Below are 22,702 nucleotides of genomic sequence, written 5' to 3'. Positions count from 1 at the left end.
CGGTGATGTTACCTAACATTTTTACTGCTTAGGTAGCATCAGCGACGGGTTTGAATCACCGGAGGATAGAGTTAACTCTATAACCCATTCAATATGAAAAAAATTGTTTATCAAGGTTTTATTTTAACCAATAGCGAAGGCCGTACCGATACCTGGAAACTCACCATAGGCGGGCAAAACCGTATTGGTTCTCTATTTGAATTACGCCGTTTAGTGAATTATTACCGTGAGCTTGGGATTGTGCCCGCCACCCGTGCGAGCCTGCAAGATGCGAAGCAAACGCAAAACTCCATGAGCCAAAATACTTTAAAACCCCGTAAACGTTAATCTTAAGCCATTGAAAAGAGTTCGGGCGCTTTGGATTGCATAAACTCGATAAACACCTTCACTTTCAGCGGTTGCTGACTACGCTGGTGATAAAGAATCGAAATTCTACGTTGTTCGCCAATCCATTCCGGTAAGAGCACTTTTAAACGCCCTTCTTTAATCTGTTGTTTTACAAATAATTCTGGCCCATACAGAATACCACCATGATCTAAGGTCGCCTGAATCGCGCCATGGAGATCCGTGAGCGTGAGTTTTGTTGGGCCATTAAAATAGAAAGACTCGCCATTAGGATGCTTTAAATGCCAATTAAACAGCGGCCAAACTTTGATCAACTGATGGTTTTCAAGATCATCGGGATGGATCAATTCAGGGGCATGGGCTAAATATTCCGGCGTCGCAAACAAACGATAATCAAGCTCACCTAAAGTACTCGACACCCAAGAAGAATCAGGCTGTGCACCACCGACAATCGCGACATCAATGCCTTTATCAATTAAATCCACCAACTCATTGCTTTGGGAAATGTGTAAACGAATATCGGGATATAAACGGCCAAACTCGTTTAATGCGTGGATAAAGATAATTGAAATAATTGAGATCGGCGCAGCTATCCGCAATGTGCCTTCAGGTTTATCGCTGCCAATGCCACTGAGCTCATCGAACTGTGCAATCACACTCTGATATCGCTGAAATAACGCTAAACCTTCCTCGGTTAACCTCAGCTTGCGGGTACTTCGCATAAACAATTGCTTATCGAGTTTTTCTTCAAGCTTGGCCAGCTTACGGCTCACTGTAGCGATAGGCATATCGAGCACTTTCGCGGCTTGAGAAAAACTGCCCGCATTCACCAAATGCACAAACAGATAAATTAACTGCAGCTCAGCGCCAACATCATCAGCCATGTTCAATCCCATCGTTTAGCGTGAGTGCCGCTCACAGGTATAAGGCACTAACTCATTGTGTTTTAAACGTAGAATTATTCATTTCTACGACCATAGCGCAATAGCTTCCAAGGTTAATCCTATGCTATTTTGCCAATAAGTTTACTGCGCTAACACCGATTATCGTCAATTACCCTAGGTATTATTCCCTGCTAGCGCACCCACAACGTCTTGTTGCGGGAAAGCAAAAACACAAAAGGATGAGTGAGGGATATGACCATTTTAACCCCTCTGTTTGCCGTCTTCGGGATCATGCTGCTCGGCACTCTTGTACAAAAACTGCGTTTTCTCCCAGTAGAAACCGACCAAGTGCTCAATCAATATGTCTACTATATTGCGTTTCCTGCCATTCTCCTGATTGCACTGGCGCAGCAACCGATTGAAGAAATTCTGCAATGGGGATTTATTGCAGGCTACAGCGCAGCCATGCTGATGATTTATCTGATTTGTGTTGGTATATCCTTACTTTTCAATCCTAAACAGCATGCAATTGCCGCCGTGCGCGCCTTAAATGCCACCTTTGGCAATACCGCATTTATTGGTATTCCGCTGCTGGTGATTATATTTCCTGAACAACAAAGCGCCCTAGTTGCCGCCGCCATAGCCAGTTTATTGTCCGTTCTTATGTTTGCCGTGGCCTTGGTCTCACTGGAGCTTACGACAAATACCCACAGACAACACCACGCCGTAGTGATCATGTGTTTAGCTGTGGTTAAAAATCCCATCGTTATCGGCTGCTTTATCGGCATTGCAATTTCGGCATTGGGGATAACACTGCCCTCTGGCGTAGCGATGATGATCCAACAAATTGGCAATACCTCAAGCCCCTGCGCTTTATTTGCCGTTGGCATGGTATTAGCCAAAGCCATGCGCTACCAAAAAGATAGCAAGGTATTTAGCCTGACGAATCTTATCGAACTTAGCCTTATCAACCTCTTTAAATTAATCCTACAACCCGCATTGGTTTTCTTCATGCTTAAAAGCGTGGGCGTTAGTGGAGATTACTTAGTGATGGGTGTAATCCTCAGTGCCTTACCCACTGCGGCAAGTGTCTATCTGTTGGCTCAACGCTATAACACCCAGGCCTCCAGCAGTGCTCAAGGGATACTCTTTGGCACTATAGTGACTTTTTTTAGCTTACCTATTTTAGAGCAACTTGTTAAAACCTATTCATAAACAAGCGATTAAACTCTAGCTTATTGCAATGTGTCGAATATTTACCCAAAGCCACTTTACTGTATATAAAATCAGTATATACTGTTTATCAATACAGTGATTTGGTAAGTTTTTCGACAGGAACTCATTATGCTTTGCCAACTCAGCATCAATAATTTCGCTATCGTCCGTTTTCTCGAACTGGATTTTCGTCCCGGTATGACCAGCATTACTGGTGAAACTGGCGCAGGTAAATCCATCGCCATCGACGCCTTAGGTTTGTGCCTAGGTAATCGTGCCGATGCCAGTAGTGTTCGCCCTGGTGCAAGTAAAACCGAAGTCAGTGCTCGATTTTCACTACACGATGTCCCCCTTGCCAAACGTTGGCTCGAAGATAACGATCTCGAACTCGATGATGAATGTATTCTGCGTCGAACTATTGGCAGTGATGGCCGCTCACGCGCCTACATTAATGGCAATCCCGTACCGTTAACTCAACTCAAATTACTCGGGCAATTGCTTGTGGGCATCCATGGGCAGCACGCCCACCATGCTATGCTAAAGAGTGAGCATCAACTCACCTTGCTCGACAGCTACGCCAATCACAGACTACTGATAGACACAGTGGCAGCAAGCTATCAACGCTGCAAACAAATCGAAGCCGAACTCAAGCAATTAGAAGCCTCACAGCATGAACGTATTGCCCGAAAACAACTGGTGCAATATCAAGTTGAAGAGCTAGATGAATTCGACCTCAAGATCGGTGAATTTGAAGATATTGAGCAAGAGCATAAACGCCTCGCCAATGGCACTGAACTGGTGGATAGCTGCCAAGCCAGCCTATATTTACTCACAGATGGCGAAGAGAGCAATATTGAGTCACTGCTTAACAAGGCTGTAAGCCTTGCTGAAAATTTGCAAAGCTATGATCCCGCATTAACCAATGTGAGTACTATGTTGAATGAGGCCCTCATTCAAGTGCAAGAGAGCGCGGGAGAATTACAGCATTACCTGAGTAAACTCGAACTCGATCCAGCGCATTTTGCCTATTTAGAGGAACGACTCTCAAAGGCTATGCAACTGGCCCGTAAGCACCATGTCAACCCTGACAAATTAGCCGAACATCATTTGGCGCTCAAAGCGGAACTCACAACCCTCGATGACGATGAAACTAAGTTAGAGGAAATCCAACTCCAAGTTGAAGCGAGTAAAACCGCTTACTTAGCGAACGCACAAAAACTGAGCCAGAGCCGCGCCCGTTATGCGAAAGAACTGGATAAGCTAGTGACTCAATCTATCCACGAACTCAACATGCCCAAGGGTAAGTTCACCATTGAAGTGAATTTTAATCCCGAGATAATGTCGGTAAATGGCAGCGATAACATCGAGTTTATGGTCACAACCAACCCTGGCCAGCCTTTACAACCGATTTCACGGGTAGCCTCTGGCGGTGAATTGTCGCGTATCGGTTTAGGCATCCAAGTGATTACCGCGAAAAAGGTTGCCACACCTACCCTGATTTTCGACGAGGTGGATGTGGGAATTTCAGGCCCGACCGCTGCTGTGGTTGGCAGAATGCTGCGTAGTCTAGGAGAATCGACTCAAGTACTTTGTGTAACCCATTTACCTCAAGTTGCTGGTAATGGCCATCAACATATGTTTGTGAATAAATTCAACAAGGCAGGCAGTACAGAAACCACAATGATGCCTTTGGATAGGGAGCAACGTATCCAAGAATTAGCCAGACTTCTTGGTGGCGATACAATTACTTCTAACACTCTCGCCAATGCACGAGAACTATTACAGTAAAATACAGTAAAATACAGTAAAATACAGTAAAATACAGTAAAATACAGTAAAATACAGTAAAATACAGTAAAATACAGTAAAATACAGTATGCCACCGAAACGAAAATAAAGCTTGATAGCCAATGCCTTATCTACAGCAGATAAGGCATTGGCATTTATAGGGTAACGAACTTTAGTTTGGGTTAACTAAAGATATTATTGGCAAATAAAGACAATCACTTGCAGACAAATAAGTGCAAAAAATCCAGCTAATACATCGTCTATCATAATGCCGAAACCACCTTCAACTTTGGCGTCGAGCCAACGTATCGGCCAAGGTTTTAGGATGTCGAATAGCCGAAACAGCACAAAACCGACAGCGAGCCACAGAATACCAGCGGGGGCGGCAATCATAGTGATCAATAAACCTGCAACTTCATCCCAAACGATTGCACCATGATCATGTACACCCATATCCCTAGCAGCTTTATCGCAGATATAAATCCCCGCGAGTACGCATACTAAGGTTACAGCTAAGTACCAACTCAAGGGCAATTGCGCCAATAACAAATAGAGCGGAACTGCCGCCAAGGTGCCAAAGGTGCCGGGCGCCTTAGCCGCTAAACCACTGCCAAAGCCTAATGCTAAAAAATGGACTGGATTTTTAAGAGACAGGCGCGACAGCGCCTGATCTTGGGATAACAACTTCATTAAAAATGCTCAAAACCGTGGTACGGTGGCGTAAATAGCTCACCATTAAGTTGCAACTTAAGCTTACTGCCCGCACAGATTTGCCCAACACGGACAAACTTAGTACCAGCATGGCTGAGGGCGGTTTCTAACGCACCTTTTTGTGCCTCAGGCACGGTAAAGAGCAGTTCATAATCCTCGCCCCCCGTCAGCGCATAGCCTAATGCATGTTCTTCGCTCACGGTATCTTGCATCGCGCGCGACAAAGGAATCGCCCCCACATCGACTACAGCGCCAACCTTTGATGCCTTGAGGATATGCCCAATATCCGAGATAAAACCATCGGATAAATCGATGGCACTGGATGCCAAAGAGCGCAATGATTGCCCAGCCAATACTCGAGGAGTGGGTCGATAATGGCGATTAATCAAAAACTCTTTATGCTCCGCTCGCGCATGTTGCACGCCGCGGATCAAGTCCAGCCCTAACGCAGAATCACCAAGCGTACCCGTTACATAAATCCAGTCACCGGCCTTAGCGCCATGACGGGTCAAGGCTTTGCCATGGGGGACTTGCCCGTGCACTGTGATATTAATTGCCCTAGGCCCGCGAGTTGTGTCACCACCTATTAAGGCGATGCCATAATATTCTGCCGCTTCAAACAGGCCTTCACTAAAACCACTCAGCCAGGTCTCGTTAACCTCTGGCAAAGTGAGTGCAAGCGTCATCCACGCAGGCTCGGCCCCCATTGCCGCTAAATCAGAAAGATTTACAGCTAAGGCTTTGTAACCTAAGGCTTGAGGTGGAATATCGGGGAAGAAGTGAACATTTTCGACTAAGGTATCGCAGGAAATGGCGATCGACTTGTTTTCGGCGGGCTGCACAAGGGCGCAATCGTCGCCAATACTCAATTTGACATCACGGCGTGCTGGGCCGCGGTGATTGAAATAACATTCAATAAGCTGGAATTCTTTCACTGTACAGTTTGGCGCGACTCACATCGGCCACCTTTGTTAGCAATGAAAAACGGTATCCTAAGATACCGTTTGTCCTTATTACTTACGTGCAACCAGTTTGTCGAGTAATCCATTAACAAACTTATGGCTTTCATCCGCACCGAAAGCTTTAGCCAATTCAATCGCCTCGTTAATGGCAACTTTAAATGGCACATCTTTACGGAAAGTCAGCTCATAGGCCGCTAGGCGTACTATGGCTTTCTCCACTGGAGACACCTCATCAATGGGGCGATCTAAGTGTGGAATGATCAACTCATCCAGTTGGATTTTCTTAGTTGCTACGCCTGCAAATAGCTCACGAAAATAAGCTACGTCTACACCATCGAGACTCTGTTCAGTTAAAAACTCATGCTCGACATCGGCAATATTATTCCCGCTTAGTTGCCATGAATAAATGGCTTGAACGGCTAAACGGCGGGCCTTGCGGCGCTCAGAAGGCTTCATTATTTTTCCTACTATTACAACTGTTGTTCAAGCTGTTGCAGAACGTTGACCATTTCAAGCAAGCTTAGCGCAGCTTCGCCGCCCTTGTTACCCGCTTTAGTACCTGAACGCTCAATAGCTTGTTCAATGGTATCTGTAGTCAATACACCGAAAGCAACTGGCAGATCGAACTCTAATGCAATTTGAGCTAGACCTTTGTTACATTCGCCTGCAACAAAATCAAAGTGAGGGGTACCACCACGGATTACCGCACCAAGTGCAATAATGCCGTCAAACTTACCACTTGCAGCAACACGACGTGCCGCCAGCGGTAACTCAACCGCACCAGGTACACGGACGACAGTGATGTTTTCATCACTGACTTGGCCAAAACGTTTCAGCGTGTCAAGTGCACCTTCAAGCAGGCTTTCTACTAAAAAGCTGTTAAAACGCGAAATTACAATCGCAACTTTGGCATTCTTCGCTTCGATATTACCTTGAACTACGTTCATTTTCTTACCTAATTTAGCTAAAGCACCCGGCTCGGGGCGAAAAGTGGCGACATGATACCACAGTCAATTGCCCACGGCCTTATGCAAATGATAGAAATGGTGAATTTTACCTTAGTGGAACCTATTAAAAGCTTAGCCTGTTACTCAGCTACGTACTCTGTCACTTCTAGGCCAAAGCCTGATAGTGAATGGTAACGCTTAGGCGAGCTTAAGAGTCGCATTTTGGTCACACCTAAACTGGCCAGAATTTGTGAACCTACACCGACACGGCGTGAAGTACCTTGCCATTTGGCTGACACGGGCGTCTGACCTTGATCTTCCGCCTCAAAGGCTTTGACCTTGGCGAGAATTTCACTGGGATGTTCTTGATTGCCAAGCAATACTAACACACCACCTTCGGCAGAAATCCGCGCCATCGCTTTTTCGAGCGGCCAGCTACGTTGCTGATCGCGCTCAGAATGGAGTAGATCGTTAAACGTATTCTGTAAATGCACCCGCACTAAACAGTCAGGTTTCACCTCGCCCTTCACTAAGGCAAAGTGCAATTGGTTGTCGATAGTATCCCTAAAGGTCACCATATCGAACTCACCAAAACGGGTTGGCAGTTTGCATTTTGCTTCACGCACAACGGTCGTTTCTTTGGTGTTACGGTATTCAATCAGCGCCGCAATAGTGCCGATTTTAACGCCGTGTTTTTCAGAGAAAATCTCTAAATCTGGGCGGCGAGCCATGGTACCGTCTTCATTGAGGATCTCAACAATCACGCCCGACGGCTCAAGCCCCGCTAAACGGGCTAAATCACAACCTGCTTCTGTGTGGCCAGCGCGGGTTAACACGCCGCCGTCCTGCGCCATTAATGGGAAGATATGCCCAGGCTGGACTAAATCCGACGCTTTGGCATCTTTAGCCACGGCCGCTTTTACCGTTACGGCGCGATCATGGGCCGAAATCCCGGTGGTTACGCCTTCGGCAGCTTCAATCGATACCGTAAAGTTAGTCGAGAACTGCGCATTGTTATTGGTTACCATCAAGGGCAGATTTAGCTGCTGGCAACGAGCTTTAGTCATGGTTTGGCAGATGAGTCCACGACCGTATTTCGCCATAAAGTTAATCGCTTCTGGCGTCACCAACTCGGCCGCCATAATCAGGTCGCCTTCGTTCTCTCTGTCTTCGTCATCCATCAAAATAACCATTTTGCCTTGACGAATATCCTCGATGATCTCTTCTATACTGTGCAGCGCCATTGTAGGACCTTTATGATTTTACTGTTGTTATGAAATTCTATACCTAAGTGAGCTAAGTGCCAGTGCCCTAACGCACAAAGCCAGCACGGGCTAACATTTCCATGGTCACCCCACCGCCTTGGGTTTCTTTAGTATCAAAGCGCATTAAACGCTCTAAATAGCGGGCGATTAAATCCACTTCAATATTCACCTTATCGCCGGCTTTCAAATCCACCAATGTGGTTTCGCCCGCGGTATGGGGCACTATGGTTAATCTGAAACGATGGCCATCAACTTCGTTTACCGTGAGGCTCACGCCATCGATGGTGATAGAACCTTTATGAGCAATATAACGTGCCAGCTCCGCAGGAGCCGCTAACCAAAACTCAATCGCTTGGCCCCGCGCCAAACGCTGTTCTACGGTGGCAATGCCATCCACATGGCCGCTGACCATATGGCCGCCTAAACGTGTAGTTGGGGTGACAGCCTTTTCAAGATTAACCTTAGTGCCGACTTTATAGTTAGCAAAGCCTGTAAGGCTGACGGTTTCTGCTGACACATCCGCCACATAGCCATCGGCTAATTGTTGCACCACGGTCAAACACACACCGTTGGTGGCAATACTGTCGCCTAAACGCACATCGCTTAAATCCAGTTTGCCACTGGCGACCGTCAAACGAATATCATCGCCTTTGCGTTCAAGCTTTCGCAGCGTGCCAACGGCCTCAATAATCCCAGTAAACATGGTTAACTCACTTATTCGCTAAAGATGGATTGGACTCGAGCCTCAAGGTAAAACGCGTATCCGCGCCCACTTTACGCTCATCGACCAGTTTGAGGGTCGGAATATCGGCCATCATTTGATAATCGGGTAATTCGAGTAGATTACGTCCCTGTGCCCCAAGGATTTTCATCGCTTGATATAGCACTAACTCATCGGCTAATCCCGCGCCGATAAAGGCACCCGCTAAGGTCGCGCCCGCTTCGATAAGCACCTGATTACAGCTTTTGCCTAAATAGCTTAAGAGCTCGGGTAGCGAGATTCGACCATCAATCGCCGGTAATTGGAGGCAAGTCACATGGGCGGGTAATTGCGCCATAAAGTCTGACGAATAGCTCACTGTCGAGACTAATAAAATTGGCGATTCAATTGTAAACAAGGCTGCCGTAATAGGCATACGGGCGCGACTGTCTAAAACTACTCGCAGCGGTTGTAAAACCTGCGCTTCACTCAATTGCGAGCTAAGACTGCCAAGCTCTGAGAAGCGCACATTGAGCGAAGGATCATCGGCCAGCACAGTTTCAATCCCAGTAACTATGGCGCAGGCGCGCAAACGTAAACGCTGCACATCGCGGCGAGCTTCGGTGCCTGTAATCCATTTGGACACCCCGTTTGATAACGCGGTTTTACCATCGAGACTCGCGGCCAGTTTGACCGTCACCCAAGGTAGCCCCAATTCCATGCGCTTCATAAAACCAAGATTTAAAGCGTAAGCTTCGTCTCGGTGCAAGCCAACATCCACTTTAATGCCCGCATCGCGCAGCATTTGAATACCGCGGCCACCGACCTGCGGATTAGGATCTTCCACCGCCACGACCACACGTTTAATACCGATATTGATCAGCGCCAAGGCACACGGCGGTGTGCGGCCATAATGGCTACAAGGTTCTAAGGTGACATAGGCGGTCGCGCCACGGGCAAGCTCGCCAGCCATGCGCAGTGCATGCACCTCGGCGTGGGGCTCGCCGGCTTTTTGATGATAACCTTCACCGACAATCTGATTATCTTTTACGATAACGCAGCCCACACAGGGATTGGGGCGAGTGGTATAAAATCCTTTGCGAGCCAGTTGTATGGCGCGGCTCATCATCTGGTTATCGAGTTCTGACCAATTCATATAAACCCTATGAAATCTTGAGGAAGCGTGCCGAATGCGGCGCAAAACGAGGCACTAACCTAAGCACGAACCTAAGCACTAACTTAAGATAACCCACGTTACTTTTGCAGTTTCGCAATCGCCTCACCAAATTCGGAGACGTCTTCAAAGGCGCGATAAACCGAGGCAAAACGAATATAGGCAACCTTGTCTAGGCTCATTAACTGTTCCATCATCAAGTTGCCTATCATCTCGGATGGCACTTCACGCTCGCCAGTCGCCCGCAGCGTTGACTTGATTTTACTTAAGGCCTGCTCGATTTCATCCATGGACACGGGGCGCTTTTCGACCGCGCGTAACATACCTGCTTGCAGCTTTTCTTCATCAAAGGGTTGACGCGTGCCATCACGTTTAATCACCCGTGGCATCACTAATTCGGCCCCTTCGAAAGTGGTAAATCGTTCGTGGCATTCGGTGCATTCTCGGCGACGACGCACTTGATGGCCTTCCGCCACTAATCGGGAATCGATCACCTTAGTATCTGTCGCGCTGCAAAATGGACAATGCATTGAGCCTCCTGCCGTGAATGGAATAAAGCCTATGGCTTTCGCTGTATCTTGCTTAAACCGAGCGGGTTTAAGTCTACGATTTTAGCAATAAAAATGGCCGCTTAATGCGGCCATGGGATTTTATCCTATTTATCGGCTGAGGTTAACCACCTAAGCTTAACGACCTAAGCTGTTGTGAACTTAGCCGATATATTCGGATAAATTAACGAATTAACCGTAAACAGGGAAACGAGCGCACAGAGCCAATACTTGGCCTTTTACGCGCTCGATGACCGCTGGATTGTGGGCATCGTCGAGGATGTCACAGATCCAACCGGTTAACTCTTTCGCTTCAGCTTCTTTAAAGCCGCGGCGAGTGATCGCAGGCGTACCAATACGCACACCAGAGGTCACGAATGGAGAACGTGGATCGTTTGGCACAGAGTTTTTGTTTACTGTGATGTTCGCGCTACCTAAAGCGGCATCGGCTTCTTTACCCGTCAGGTCGCGACCGATTAAGTCCACCAGCATTAAGTGGTTGTCAGTACCGCCAGAAACGATCTTGTAACCGCGCTCTAAGAACACTTCAACCATGGCTTTAGCGTTGTTAACCACTTGTTGTTGGTAGGCTTTGAACTCTGGCTCTAGGGCTTCTTTGAAGGCGACCGCTTTACCTGCGATAACGTGCATCAAAGGACCGCCTTGACCGCCTGGGAATACCGCAGAGTTCAGCTTCTTGTATAGCTCCTCATCATCGGCAGCAGACAGAATGATACCGCCACGAGGACCAGCTAAGGTCTTGTGAGTAGTAGAGGTCACAACGTGCGCGTGTGGCACTGGGTTTGGATAAACACCAGCAGCGATAAGACCCGCAACGTGCGCCATGTCGACAAACAGGTAAGCACCGATTTTGTCTGCGATTTCGCGCATTCTTGCCCAGTCAACGATGCCTGAGTAAGCAGAGAAACCACCGATCATCATCTTAGGCTTATGTTCAACCGCCAGACGTTCCATTTCGTCATAGTCGATTTTGCCTGATTCATCGATGCCGTAAGGAATGATGTTGTACAGTCTACCGGAGAAGTTTACAGGTGAACCGTGGGTCAAGTGACCACCGTGAGCGAGGTTCATACCTAAAACGGTATCGCCTGGTTTTAACAATGCCATGTAAACGGCGCTGTTTGCTTGAGAACCTGAGTGAGGTTGCACGTTTGCGTAAGTCGCACCAAACAGTTGTTTTGCACGCTCAATCGCTAAGGTTTCAACTACGTCCACATACTCACAACCACCGTAGTAACGCTTGCCAGGGTAACCTTCGGCGTACTTGTTGGTTAATTGTGAACCTTGCGCTTGCATCACGCGTGGACTGGTGTAGTTTTCAGAAGCAATCAGCTCAATATGCTCTTCTTGACGCAGAGTTTCGTTCTGAATTGCGTTGAACAGTTCCGGATCATAATCTGCGATATTCATATCTTTTTTCAGCATTGCTTACTCCAGCTGCCAATTCTTGTAGGTAGGGTTGCGCGGTATTCTACTCGTAACGAGCCGACAATCCCAGTCTCTGAAACATGAAAATCCTACAGTTTTACCTTGAACTCGCCTCAATGCCGAGTTGAGTTCGGCGCGCAATCGAGTAGAATTAGCCGCATCATTAGTCACTTATAGATGCAGAAAAATGGCTCAGTTTGTTTACAGCATGCTGCGGGTGGGCAAGGTTGTTCCTCCTAAGAAGCAGATCCTTAAAGACATTTCCTTAAGCTTTTTCCCCGGCGCTAAGATCGGTGTGTTAGGTCTTAACGGTTCAGGTAAATCCACCCTACTGCGCATCATGGCCGGTATCGATACCGAGATTGAGGGTGAAGCGCGCCCAATGCCAGGTCTGAAGATTGGTTATCTGCCGCAGGAACCCAAACTCGACCCAACGCAAACCGTGCGTGAAGCGATTGAAGAAGCGGTTTCTGAAGCCAAAAATGCCCTCAAACGCTTAGACGAAGTCTATGCGGCTTACGCCGATCCCGATGCGGACTTCGACGCACTTGCCAAAGAGCAAGGCGAACTCGAAGCCATCATTCAGGCGCAGGACGCCCACAATCTGGACAACATCCTCGAGCGCGCGGCGAATGCGCTACGTCTGCCTGATTGGGATGAAAAGATTGAAGTCTTATCGGGTGGTGAGCGCCGCCGTGTAGCAATTTGTCGTCTGCTGCTGGAAAAACCAGAAATGCTGCTGCTCGACGAACCGACCAACCACTTGGACGCCGAATCCGTCGCGTGGCTCGAGCACTTCCTGCAGGAATACTCGGGCACCGTTGTGGCGATTACCCACGACCGTTACTTCCTCGACAATGCTGCTGGCTGGATTTTAGAACTTGACCGTGGTGAGGGTATCCCATGGGAAGGCAACTACTCTTCATGGCTAGAACAAAAAGATGCCCGCTTGAAGCAGGAATCTGCCGCAGAAAGCGCACGTCAAAAGACCATTGCGAAAGAATTAGAATGGGTTCGCCAAGGCGCGAAAGGCCGTCAGTCTAAGGGCAAGGCCCGTATGGCGCGCTTCGAAGAGCTGAACACCACTGATTACCAAAAACGTAACGAAACCAACGAGCTGTTTATTCCGCCTGGACCACGTTTAGGTGACAAAGTCATCGAAGTGAAGAACTTAACCAAGTCCTACGGTGATCGCGTGCTGATCGATAACCTGTCGTTCTCGATTCCTAAGGGCGCGATCGTCGGTATTATCGGTGCCAACGGTGCAGGTAAATCGACCCTGTTCCGCATGCTGTCTGGCAGCGAGCAGCCCGATAGCGGCACCATTGAGATAGGTGAAACAGTACAACTGGCGTCGGTTGAACAGTTCCGCGATTCGATGAATGACAAAAACACCATTTGGCAAGAAATCTCTGGTGGTCAAGACATCATGCGCATCAACAACATGGAAATTCCAAGCCGCGCCTATGTGGGCCGCTTTAACTTCCGTGGTGCAGATCAGCAAAAGATTATCGGTACTCTATCGGGCGGTGAGCGCAACCGTGTTCACTTAGCTAAACTGTTGCAGGCTGGCGGTAACGTACTGCTCCTCGACGAACCGACCAACGACTTAGACGTTGAAACCCTGCGCGCACTGGAAGAAGCGATTCTCGAATTCCCTGGTTGCGCTATGGTGATCTCGCACGACCGTTGGTTCTTAGACCGTATCGCGACCCATATTCTGGATTATCGCGACGAAGGCCAAGTTAACTTCTACGAAGGTAACTACACCGAATACTCAGCGTGGTTGAAGAACACCTATGGCGCCGATGTGGTTGAACCACACCGCCTGAAATACAAGCGCATGACGAAATAGATCGAGAATCTAGAATCTAGAATCTAGAATCTAGAATCTAGAATCTAGAATCTAGGCAAGCGTGTATCTGAGGAGGTTAACTCGAAAGGGTTAAGCTCCTTTTTATTGCATTGAATTTAGGGTGAGGATTTTCCGTTATTTCAGGCTGGCACTATATTCATGCTGGTTCATGCTAGCAAAGTAGGCCACCAGCATATCCATCATCACTCTTAAGGCGGGCTGCATATGTTTACGGGATTGATACACCCCATATACGCCCAAAGATTGAGGTTTAAATTCCCGCAGCAGTGGCACTAATGCCCCCGAGTCGAGATGCGGTTTAACCGCCCACAGGGGCTGCATAGCAATCCCCTCGCCGGCCAAGGTGGCGTTTAGTACCACCATAGAATCATTGGCACTTAAGTTACCTCTTACGGGAATATTAAAAAGCTGCCCCGCCTCGATACCATCAGGATGAATAATTTGGGTAAACCGCCACATCACATCGCCAAAGTAGGAATAGGTTAAACAGTTATGCCGAGTTAAATCCTCGGGATGGCTAATAAGTGAATGGGTGGCAAGATAACGCGGTGCGGCGCAGACCACGGACTCACATTCCCCTAAACGTCTGGCGATTAGACTAGGATCGAGCTCATTAGTGATACGTATGGCAAGATCAATACGTTCGGCAACTAAATCAACGGTTTGGCTGCTAACATGAAAGTTCACACTCGCCTGCGGATATTGGGTTAAGTAAGGACGCACGACCGTGGGAAAGAGTAAATGGGCCATAAATTGCGAACAACTGATCCGCAATAATCCTCGCGGTTGGGCGCTTTGTACATGGCTGACCGCGGGGACTTCCTGCGCTAATTCAAGCAAGCGCTGGCAATAATCGAGCACTTGCTCGCCCGCGCTGGTTAGGCTCAAACGTCTTGTCGAACGGTGCAGTAAGCGTGCACCTGACCATTCTTCCATCTCGGCCAAATAACGAGTTACCATAGAACGCGACATATCCAACGCCTCTGCGGCGCCAATCATGCTGCCCCGCTCAACGATGGTCACAAATACCTTTGCCGCTTCGAGTCTATCCATGGTTTATCCGCCCCTAGTGTTGATTGCGTTGCACTAAATAATCAGTTTCAAACGTTGATTCATCCGAATTATGCAACAAACAAGCGCAAGTTTCCGTGTTTATCTAACGTTTTTTGCAACCTAAACTAAGCTCACTTTTGCAACAGTGCAAATCACCGAATCCTATTTGAATGAATAAGTGAGAACAGAAATGACACTATTGAATGCTCTAAAATTAACCTCTTTGAAACCCCAGTTAGCCGCAACCATGCTGGTGGCGGGAATGGCTACTGCTCAAGCTGCACCTTTGCAAGTAAGCCATTTTAATCCGGGCGAAAACAGTATTTTTGCGGTGTCTTCAAGCTTTATCAGCGGCGAGCATGAAATGATGCTGGTCGATGCTCAATTTCAAAAAAATGATGCCCAGACCTTAGTGGATACCATTAAAGCCAGCGGTAAAAAGCTTACCTTGGTGTATATCAGCCATAGCGATCCAGACTTTTACTTTGGATTGGATGTGATTAAGCAAAACTTCCCCGAGGTCGAAATCGTTGCCACTCAAACCACAGTCGATGACATTAAAGCCTCGATGGAAGGCAAGCTCGCCTACTGGGGACCGATTTTAAAGGACAATGCCCCGAGCCAATTAGTGCTGCCTAAGGTGGTTACCACCAATCGCTTTAGTATCGACGGTGAACAAGTGCTGATAGAAGGGCTAGAGGATGCTCACCCTAAGCATACCTTCCTGTGGGTACCGTCGGCTAAAACCATCACTGGTGGCGTTGAAGTGTTTGATAACACCCATGTTTGGATGGCAGATACCCAAAGTGTTGAGTCGCGTAAAGCCTGGTTAACCCATTTAGAAAAGATGGAAGCCTTATCTCCCAAAGAGGTTATCCCTGGACATTATCTCGGTGATGCCAGATTTGATAAGCGCGCCATCGCTTTTACTCGCGATTATATTAATGCCTTTGAAAAGGCAGCCAAAACAGCAAAAGATTCTGCGGACTTAATCGCCAAGATGCTCAAGCTCTACCCACAAATTCCTTTAGATGCAGGGCTTGAGATCAGTGCCAAAGTCATCATGGGTGAAATGCGCTGGCCAATGTAAGGGAATAGGGGCATGGATATCTCCATGTCCCATTCAATCTGACATTCGCGCTTAGGCTAGCCCTTAAGCCAAAAAGCCAGAACAAAAGACTGTTTTTTGTAGGAATAATTGCGATGAACCCAACTATCAATACCACCATGAAAGCTAAGGCCGTGTTACATGCCATTATCGATCCCTTGTGCGGTTGGTGTTACGCAGCCGCACCGCTGTTTGATGCAGCAGCCGCTGCCGGATTTACCATCAAACTCCACGCAGGTGGCATGCTCACAGGGCCAAGGCGCAAACAGATTGATAACCAATGGCGCGATTATGTAATGCCCCATGATCAACGGATTGCCGCGTTAACCGGACAAGCCTTTGGTGAAAACTATTATGAAGGCTTATTACGTGATACCAGCATTGTACTGGATTCTGCGCCCCCCATTAGAGCTATGCTTGCCGTTGCAGCCTTAGGGGGCAATGAGCTAGCTTACCTACATGCAGTGCAACTCGCCCATTATCGCGATGGCAAAAGCGCCAGCGATGAACAGAATCTACATCTTTTAGCGGAAAAAATGGGAATAGATGGCGCTGCCTTTACGAAGGAATTTGCCCAAAATGAAGACGCGTTTTACCAGCACATTTTGGCATCACGGGCGCTGATGAATCAGCTGGGTGCCCAAGGTTTCCCTTCAGTAGCACTCACAACAAGTGAGGGAAATCTGCATTTACTCAATCACAGCCGTTTTTACGGTCATCCGAGCAAGTGGCTTGAGTATCTGAATGAACAAGTGTCTTAACACGCCACTTTCTTGAAAGTGTGCCAGTCTTACGTTTTACGTATGAAGACTCAAACCTTGGCTTTTTGAGTCTGGGGTTTCCCCCTTAAACGATGGGATAAGTCACTATAGGATTTATCCCATCGGCATGTTCAATGTTGATACCACAGGCCAAGTTAACCCTGATTCTCGGGCGCAAGCTCGGCTTGCTTTGCCTGTTCTAGCGTAAAAGGCTCACTCCTTTTTACACATTCAAGTACCGCTTTCGCGTAGAGCGGAATCGGCTTATCCCGAGGTAAACGCGGTAATTCTGTACCTGGCAACCTGAGTAAATAATCATTCACCTTAGATTCAAACCACGAGAAACGTATCAATTTAAATCCTTGATTCGTTTCTAAATAGCATTTGTAATCCTGTCGCTTCTCAGTTTCTGTCGCCAGCGCTGACCATTGGGATCCCGCTAGCAGCAACAAACCAAGGGCACCGTATTTCATCATAAGGCTATTACTCATCTCGACTCGTTAACTCTTTACATCATTGACTGATGTAATAATAAATTTTGTTCGTTGTTGGCCCGCCCCCAATACACTTAGGGTTACCACTTTCACATGTCGCCTCATCTGGCACCGCATTACCGATACCAATCAAAAACATATCTGGCGTTGGTACTTTGGCATTCGGGTCCTTAGGCTGCTCGGCAGGCGGGATCACCAACTGCGGCGTATCCAGTACCAACTCTCCTGCATACAAATAATCTGTTTTGTAACCACGAGTGCCCCTGTGCAAATTCTTTTTATAAAGATAGCCTTTACCCGAACTCAAACATTGGTTGACTGAGCCATCACTACCAGGCACAAAACTGCTGAAGTACACCTCCCCCCCGACGATGGTCGCAGAAGACAGGCTTTTTTCGCCTTTACGAGAGAAGTTATAGTACCAACCTCGTTTTTGACTAAAGACGATTTCACTGGCCTGATCATTGGGCGCCGCCGAACTGACATCATATAAATCACTTAACTGTAGTGTTTTAGGCACAGGCTTTTGATTTGATTTACCTTGGAATGATTGAGTGACTATGTTTCTATCTTGCAATGCAAAAAACATATCCGAGCGGGACACATCACTTGGCTTTGCCCTGTGGCCACTGCCGACAACAATTGCGTCGTAAGGAATATTCTGTGATGTGACAACTTTGGTCGATGTTCCATTAATGACTTTAGTCAGCTCAAAGGTATTGGAGATCAAGGTCTGGGCCACTGTAGGCCCAGAAAAGAATCGCCTATCTCCTGCCACTGAACTCTTATCCCCTAATGCGGCAAATTTAAATCCCGACCAGGTCGACACATTCGCGGAGGGCATATCCATCCGCCATACATTACCTTGGATATCTGTGGCATAGATTCTATCGGTATGACCATCACCATTGCCGTCTAATACAGCAACACTGCTTGGAATACTGTTGGCAATACCTGGCAATGGCGTGTTAGCCCCACTGCCGCCGAATTGATGGATTAACGCCCCCGTTTGCGCATCGGCAATAAACACGCCACGGCCACTGCTGTCATCAGTACCCATCTCAGCGCCATCTTTAGTTGAAGGGGAATATCCACCACCAAAAATCAATACAGGCTTATCGCCAGTCGCACTCGGAATTGTCGTCACCACAGGCGTCGACCAAGATTGCCCTAACTCGCCCATACCGGGTGAGCTGGCATCTATCTTCCACATAAAACTGGGGTTATCAGGTGTGGTCACATCGAGGGCGTAATACGCATTGCCGCCTCGGCGCATTCCCACAAATACCCATGCCTTTTCAATCCGTTTGCCCTGCATTTTGGTGTAGGCAACTGGCGAGCCATCAATACCGTATACCGAGTGTACGCCCGTCGGCGCGTTAGCCTTGAGATCGCGCAAATTCGGCAGTAGCTCATAGGGGATAAATCCCCAAGTCTCAGACACGCTATCACCTTCATCCTTAAACATATGCAGGAACCCATGGTTCGTCCCGACAAGAATTCGGATATCAGGTTTAGCTTCAGAACCAAAATTGAGTGCTAAGGGCTTGGAATGTAGAGCATCTCCCATAATATCAGCGCGCCAGTTTGGGGTTGCGCCACTGACAGTACTTAAGTCCTGATTTTTATCGTTATCAACATCAATTCCCTTCGCCCAGTCAAATAGCCCAGTGAGTTCTGTTTCATCGACCCCCATATAGGTGGCTAAACGCACATTATCCCCAGCTTTTCGAGCTGCATTTGACAGAGTAAAAGCGCTCAATCCACTGCCAAAATTACTGTATAAAGTGCGACTAGTCGCCTGCTGCATCGCGGCGAGCACCCCGCCACGCTTAACATCGTTACCATCACCGCTGCTTCCGCATTCTTCAGCAGATGTCCAATAGGAGCAAGCATCGGCTTTGATATTGCCATCTTCGCCTATCACATTTTTGCCTTTGCTATCGACAACATCACCGTCACTGGTCACCTTGAACTTTTTAATATTCCCTAGCCATCTTGGTCCCTTATTAGGCAAGAACATAGAGTAATAAGCTGAATCAAAGGTTTGAGTACGATTGAAGTTATTGCTCGCTACCGAGGGGGAAGTAAAGCTGGCATTTTTTTCGAGGATATTATTTAAAGCCGTTTGCAATGAAGAACGTAATTGACTGGCATCGGTGGCATCAAAATACTTACCACCGCCATTATCGGCGGTTTGCTTCAGTAGGTGCTCGGCACTGGCTGCACCTTCACTAAACCCAATGGTAAAGGTTCTAACGGTTTGTTTTCCGGCTAAATTAGGATTCACATCCTCAGTTCGCATCCAGCCAGAAAGCGCACTGAGATAACTTTTCGGGTTTGAGGTATGCTTACCCACACCATTGGTTAAACGCTCAATAATGCCATCGGCCGCGTTATCAAGCGTTGGCTCACCGTCGGTGATATAGACGATATACGCTTCATTTTGGCAAGGCTTAAACGGCGAATTGTACGTGTTACTTCCAATAATAAGCGCACCTGGGTCGGTAAAGGGATTAGAACTGGCGTTATAGGTACCTTGGTAACGCCCCCAATTATCGTAGTAATTATAATCGCTATCATCATCGCCAAAATACTGTTCCTGCCCACCAAAATAACGATAGGCTTCGTAGAGCGTTTCGCATAGCGGCGTATTTTGGGCATAACTAATAAGATTGACCCTTTTCAATAAATCAATTTTGGCTTGGGCGGACATAGTCTTAATCCCAGAGATAATCCGCCCACCGTCACGCGCACCATCACGTGGCCCATTCATATTAAAAATAGCTAAACCAAAATCCACACCCGGCGTAGTTAAAACCACACTTTCAATCGCATCTTGCGCCAGCTCTAGACGGGTTTTATTGACCTTCTTTTTAGTACCATGGTGCCATTTTAAATAATCTTCGGTATAAACTGTGACCACTTTGCCGGAGCCAAAACCTGTTTTCTGCGCCTTTGCCTTCGCGCTTGCCTTAGCACTCTCGGATGAGTGAATATTGACTGCAGTGTACCGAACGGGTTTAGCCGCAGAGCCTAAACTGTCAACGGGTAAACCGTTAGCCTCTCCTGCTGCATTACCGAGTCTTTCCTCTTGGATATCTTCAAAGCAATCGACAGCAGCTATCGAGCTACCATTTAGTTCAGAAAATTCTTTCCACGCACCAGTCCCCCCCGAAAAACCATACTCACGAAAGAAACCAGTGAAGGTGCCATACCGATTGAGGTAATCCCACGAGCTTTCACAGCCATTGAGTGCGGCATTAAACTGACGCATTTCACGCTGAGAGGCAGGATTAGGTAACTCAGCATTATCAGCCGAACCTCGGCTATAAAATAGCTTTCCCGACTGGGCATAGTTAGCATTACGTTTATTCTCGTAAGGAGCATCGACCCCATAGGCAAGATTACTCATACTGCCGGAGTTATCGAAAATGATCAGCACCTGCGGGCGCGAGCCATTACGGGCGGACGCTTCGAACACATAAAGCTCTGTATCATCAGCAACGCTTGACGCGGTAAATAAACTCGCCGCGCCGACAACGAGGCTCGAAATAATAAAAGCGACTATTGATGTTAACGTATGACGGACGTTTTGAAGCCGAGATTGACAAATATGTTTCAATAAAACGTAATTAAGCGAAAAGTTCATCAACGAGCTTTTCTGACATTTAAATAAAAACTGACTCATACAGTATGCGCATCTGTTATTAAGGAATAATAAAAGCACCTGCATTTACAAAACTGGGATTTAAATTGTTTAAAAAGGCCAAGTTAACCGCACAACAAACAGTAAATTAACCGAACGTAAAACAGTAAAATCATAAACTTAGGCTACTTTCAGCAATTATTACCATTATGCACACCGAATTGACAACAAATAAATAAAAAATGTAACCAATAAAAATATCACCATCATAGTAATGAGCTAAAAAATAAAAAAGTGACACTTATGATATTGAGAATGCGCTATTAACGTTATAGGAAATAAAGGAGAACACCTGCCAAAAAAAATATAAAAAATGCTATACCATTAATTTAACTTGCCAAAACAAAACAGGCTGAACAACAAACATAGAGATAAAGCGTTCTCACCATGAAAATATCCCAACATAGGATCCCTTGCCCTACCAAGTCATTAACATTATGCTAACCAACCCCACATAAGCCACGTTTCATAACTCAGGAGCTTTGAATGCACACGCTCTTCCGCCATGGTTTCGGTCACTCGACACCTCAACCACAGGATATATCTTCGCTCACATTGAAGAAGAGACTCACTTCGGCTCAGGCTACACTGTTTACTTTGCTAAGTTTATTTTCTGTTGGCGCATTTAGCACTGAACTTACGCCATCATCCGTGACCGATGGTCCTTATGTTTTCCTCGACCAAGGTAACCAAAATACCGCCTACTGGATCTGCCAGAGTCAGTTAAAACAAACCCCTATCGCAAACAATCAATTGGCTCGCCCAAATGATTGTGGCAACTTGCCACAGCCCAAACGCCATACCGATGCTCCCAAAGTTGAAGCTGATACCTACACTCATGCAGGCAAGATAGTGGCCTTAAGCGATGTGCATGGGCAATTCGATGTGATGATTAACCTGCTGAAAGCCCATCAGATTATCGATGAAAATAATCACTGGACCTTTGGTGACGGCCATATGGTCATGACGGGAGATATGTTCGACCGTGGTCACCAAGTTAACGAAGTTCTGTGGTTTTTATATGAGTTAGATAAGCAAGCCCAAGCCGCCGGTGGTAGATTACATTTACTTATGGGCAACCACGAGCAAATGGTGTTTCGCGGCGACTTACGTTATGTGAATGAGCGTTATCAAACCTCGGCGGAATTACTCAATCGCAGCTATGATGCGCTGTACAACAAAGACACCGAAATCGGCCGTTGGCTTCGCAGTAAAAACACTCTAGTAAAGATCAATAATCTGCTGTTTATGCACGGTGGAATAAGCCCTGAATGGGTCGAGCGTAAACTCAATATCAGCGATGCTAATCAGTTATTCCGTCAACATTTAGACGATAAAAAAGAAGATTTAAAACAAAACGATCTGTTGAATTTCCTGTTTTTCACTAATGGCCCCACTTGGTACCGTGGCTACTTTAAAGATGCACTCGCCGAACCCGAAATCGACCGAATCCTAAACTACTTTAAGGTTGATCATATTATCGTCGGCCATACCTCACAGGAACGTGTACTTGGACTTTACCATAATAAAATCATTGCAATAGATAGTAGTATTAAGGATGGTCAGTCAGGAGAATTATTACTGATAGACGACAATAAACTCACCCGCGGGCTATATAAGGGTGAGCAAGTAGCACTTTAAATCGATTCAGGGCTTATAGGTTTAATCCATAAGCCCTTTTTATTATTCAATAAAAGGATAACGAGTCGACTC

Annotated in this window: 20 protein-coding genes; 7 read left to right on the top strand and 13 right to left on the bottom strand. The window is 47.0% G+C overall.

Annotation, left to right across the window (positions count from 1 at the left end; all coding sequences use genetic code 11):
* Window positions 1-93 precede the first annotated feature (93 nt).
* Window positions 94-327: a DUF3319 domain-containing protein gene (locus tag KXJ80_RS08150; RefSeq protein WP_047534791.1), complete on the top strand. Its 234-nt coding sequence runs from the start codon at window positions 94-96 to the stop codon at window positions 325-327.
* Window positions 328-329: 2 nt separating this feature from the next.
* On the opposite strand, the gene lldR is transcribed toward KXJ80_RS08150, so the two are convergent.
* The gene (gene lldR, locus KXJ80_RS08145; RefSeq protein WP_088586863.1) at window positions 330-1,229 is read right to left on the bottom strand and encodes a LysR family transcriptional regulator LldR; all 900 of its coding nucleotides are present in this window, start codon (window positions 1,227-1,229) and stop codon (window positions 330-332) included.
* Window positions 1,230-1,481: 252 nt separating this feature from the next.
* Here lldR and KXJ80_RS08140 point away from each other — a divergent pair, with 252 nt between their 5' ends.
* A complete protein-coding gene (locus tag KXJ80_RS08140; RefSeq protein WP_218738134.1) occupies window positions 1,482-2,444 on the top strand; it encodes an AEC family transporter in 963 nt (320 codons plus the stop codon).
* 129 nt (window positions 2,445-2,573) lie between these two features.
* Window positions 2,574-4,232 carry a DNA repair protein RecN gene (gene recN, locus KXJ80_RS08135; protein WP_218738133.1) on the top strand — a complete coding sequence of 553 codons (1,659 nt, stop codon included), beginning with the start codon at window positions 2,574-2,576 and terminating at the stop codon, window positions 4,230-4,232.
* 195 nt (window positions 4,233-4,427) lie between these two features.
* Here the strand turns inward: recN and KXJ80_RS08130 are convergent, their stop codons facing one another.
* From KXJ80_RS08130 to glyA, 9 genes are all read right to left on the bottom strand, one after another.
* Window positions 4,428-4,922 (bottom strand): phosphatidylglycerophosphatase A family protein, encoded by a 495-nt coding sequence (locus tag KXJ80_RS08130; protein WP_218738132.1) that lies wholly within the window; start codon window positions 4,920-4,922, stop codon window positions 4,428-4,430.
* Window positions 4,922-5,878 carry a thiamine-phosphate kinase gene (gene thiL / locus KXJ80_RS08125; RefSeq protein WP_047534785.1) on the bottom strand — a complete coding sequence of 319 codons (957 nt, stop codon included), beginning with the start codon at window positions 5,876-5,878 and terminating at the stop codon, window positions 4,922-4,924. The genes KXJ80_RS08130 and thiL overlap by 1 nt, the downstream gene beginning before the upstream one ends.
* 78 nt (window positions 5,879-5,956) lie before the next feature.
* Window positions 5,957-6,361: a transcription antitermination factor NusB gene (gene nusB, locus KXJ80_RS08120; RefSeq protein WP_218738131.1), complete on the bottom strand. Its 405-nt coding sequence runs from the start codon at window positions 6,359-6,361 to the stop codon at window positions 5,957-5,959.
* 14 nt (window positions 6,362-6,375) lie between these two features.
* On the bottom strand, window positions 6,376-6,852 hold the full coding sequence (gene ribH, locus KXJ80_RS08115) for a 6,7-dimethyl-8-ribityllumazine synthase (RefSeq protein WP_011073313.1): 477 nt from the start codon (window positions 6,850-6,852) through the stop codon (window positions 6,376-6,378).
* Window positions 6,853-6,992: 140 nt separating this feature from the next.
* Complete coding sequence (gene ribBA, locus KXJ80_RS08110) at window positions 6,993-8,096, bottom strand: bifunctional 3,4-dihydroxy-2-butanone-4-phosphate synthase/GTP cyclohydrolase II (protein WP_047534781.1); 1,104 nt, start codon at window positions 8,094-8,096, stop codon at window positions 6,993-6,995.
* 67 nt (window positions 8,097-8,163) lie between these two features.
* The gene (locus KXJ80_RS08105; RefSeq protein WP_011621887.1) at window positions 8,164-8,820 is read right to left on the bottom strand and encodes a riboflavin synthase; all 657 of its coding nucleotides are present in this window, start codon (window positions 8,818-8,820) and stop codon (window positions 8,164-8,166) included.
* 7 nt (window positions 8,821-8,827) lie between these two features.
* Window positions 8,828-9,973 (bottom strand): bifunctional diaminohydroxyphosphoribosylaminopyrimidine deaminase/5-amino-6-(5-phosphoribosylamino)uracil reductase RibD, encoded by a 1,146-nt coding sequence (ribD, locus tag KXJ80_RS08100; protein WP_218738130.1) that lies wholly within the window; start codon window positions 9,971-9,973, stop codon window positions 8,828-8,830.
* 98 nt (window positions 9,974-10,071) lie between these two features.
* The gene (nrdR, locus tag KXJ80_RS08095; RefSeq protein ID WP_011073317.1) at window positions 10,072-10,521 is read right to left on the bottom strand and encodes a transcriptional regulator NrdR; all 450 of its coding nucleotides are present in this window, start codon (window positions 10,519-10,521) and stop codon (window positions 10,072-10,074) included.
* Window positions 10,522-10,731: 210 nt separating this feature from the next.
* A complete protein-coding gene (glyA, locus tag KXJ80_RS08090; protein WP_218738129.1) occupies window positions 10,732-11,985 on the bottom strand; it encodes a serine hydroxymethyltransferase in 1,254 nt (417 codons plus the stop codon).
* Window positions 11,986-12,175: 190 nt separating this feature from the next.
* On the opposite strand from glyA, the gene ettA reads away from it, so the two are divergent.
* Window positions 12,176-13,843 carry an energy-dependent translational throttle protein EttA gene (gene ettA / locus KXJ80_RS08085; protein WP_218738128.1) on the top strand — a complete coding sequence of 556 codons (1,668 nt, stop codon included), beginning with the start codon at window positions 12,176-12,178 and terminating at the stop codon, window positions 13,841-13,843.
* A gap of 135 nt (window positions 13,844-13,978) precedes the next feature.
* Here ettA and KXJ80_RS08080 read toward each other — a convergent pair whose 3' ends face one another.
* Window positions 13,979-14,917, bottom strand: a complete 939-nt coding sequence (locus tag KXJ80_RS08080) for a LysR family transcriptional regulator (RefSeq protein ID WP_218738127.1) — start codon at window positions 14,915-14,917, stop codon at window positions 13,979-13,981.
* A 190-nt stretch (window positions 14,918-15,107) separates the two neighbouring features.
* Between KXJ80_RS08080 and KXJ80_RS08075 the strand changes: the two genes are divergently transcribed.
* Window positions 15,108-16,007 carry an MBL fold metallo-hydrolase gene (locus tag KXJ80_RS08075; protein ID WP_037426260.1) on the top strand — a complete coding sequence of 300 codons (900 nt, stop codon included), beginning with the start codon at window positions 15,108-15,110 and terminating at the stop codon, window positions 16,005-16,007.
* A gap of 113 nt (window positions 16,008-16,120) precedes the next feature.
* Entirely contained in the window at window positions 16,121-16,786 is a 666-nt protein-coding gene (locus KXJ80_RS08070) for a DsbA family protein (protein ID WP_218738126.1), read from the top strand.
* Between the two features lie 155 nt (window positions 16,787-16,941).
* On the opposite strand, the gene KXJ80_RS08065 is transcribed toward KXJ80_RS08070, so the two are convergent.
* Together KXJ80_RS08065 and KXJ80_RS08060 are read right to left on the bottom strand one after the other, a co-directional pair.
* On the bottom strand, window positions 16,942-17,277 hold the full coding sequence (locus KXJ80_RS08065) for a TapY2 family type IVa secretion system protein (protein ID WP_047534758.1): 336 nt from the start codon (window positions 17,275-17,277) through the stop codon (window positions 16,942-16,944).
* Between the two features lie 22 nt (window positions 17,278-17,299).
* Complete coding sequence (locus tag KXJ80_RS08060; protein WP_259474650.1) at window positions 17,300-20,932, bottom strand: pilus assembly protein; 3,633 nt, start codon at window positions 20,930-20,932, stop codon at window positions 17,300-17,302.
* 543 nt (window positions 20,933-21,475) lie between these two features.
* On the opposite strand from KXJ80_RS08060, the gene KXJ80_RS08055 reads away from it, so the two are divergent.
* The gene (locus KXJ80_RS08055) at window positions 21,476-22,630 is read left to right on the top strand and encodes a metallophosphoesterase (RefSeq protein WP_218738124.1); all 1,155 of its coding nucleotides are present in this window, start codon (window positions 21,476-21,478) and stop codon (window positions 22,628-22,630) included.
* The last annotated feature ends 72 nt before the right edge of the window (window positions 22,631-22,702 follow it).

Origin of the sequence: Shewanella xiamenensis (assembly GCF_024971755.1) — a bacterium.
Classification (GTDB): Bacteria; Pseudomonadota; Gammaproteobacteria; order Enterobacterales; family Shewanellaceae; genus Shewanella; species Shewanella xiamenensis.
Note: the sequence above shows the minus strand (reverse complement) of the source record. Positions and strands in the feature narration are given on the sequence as shown.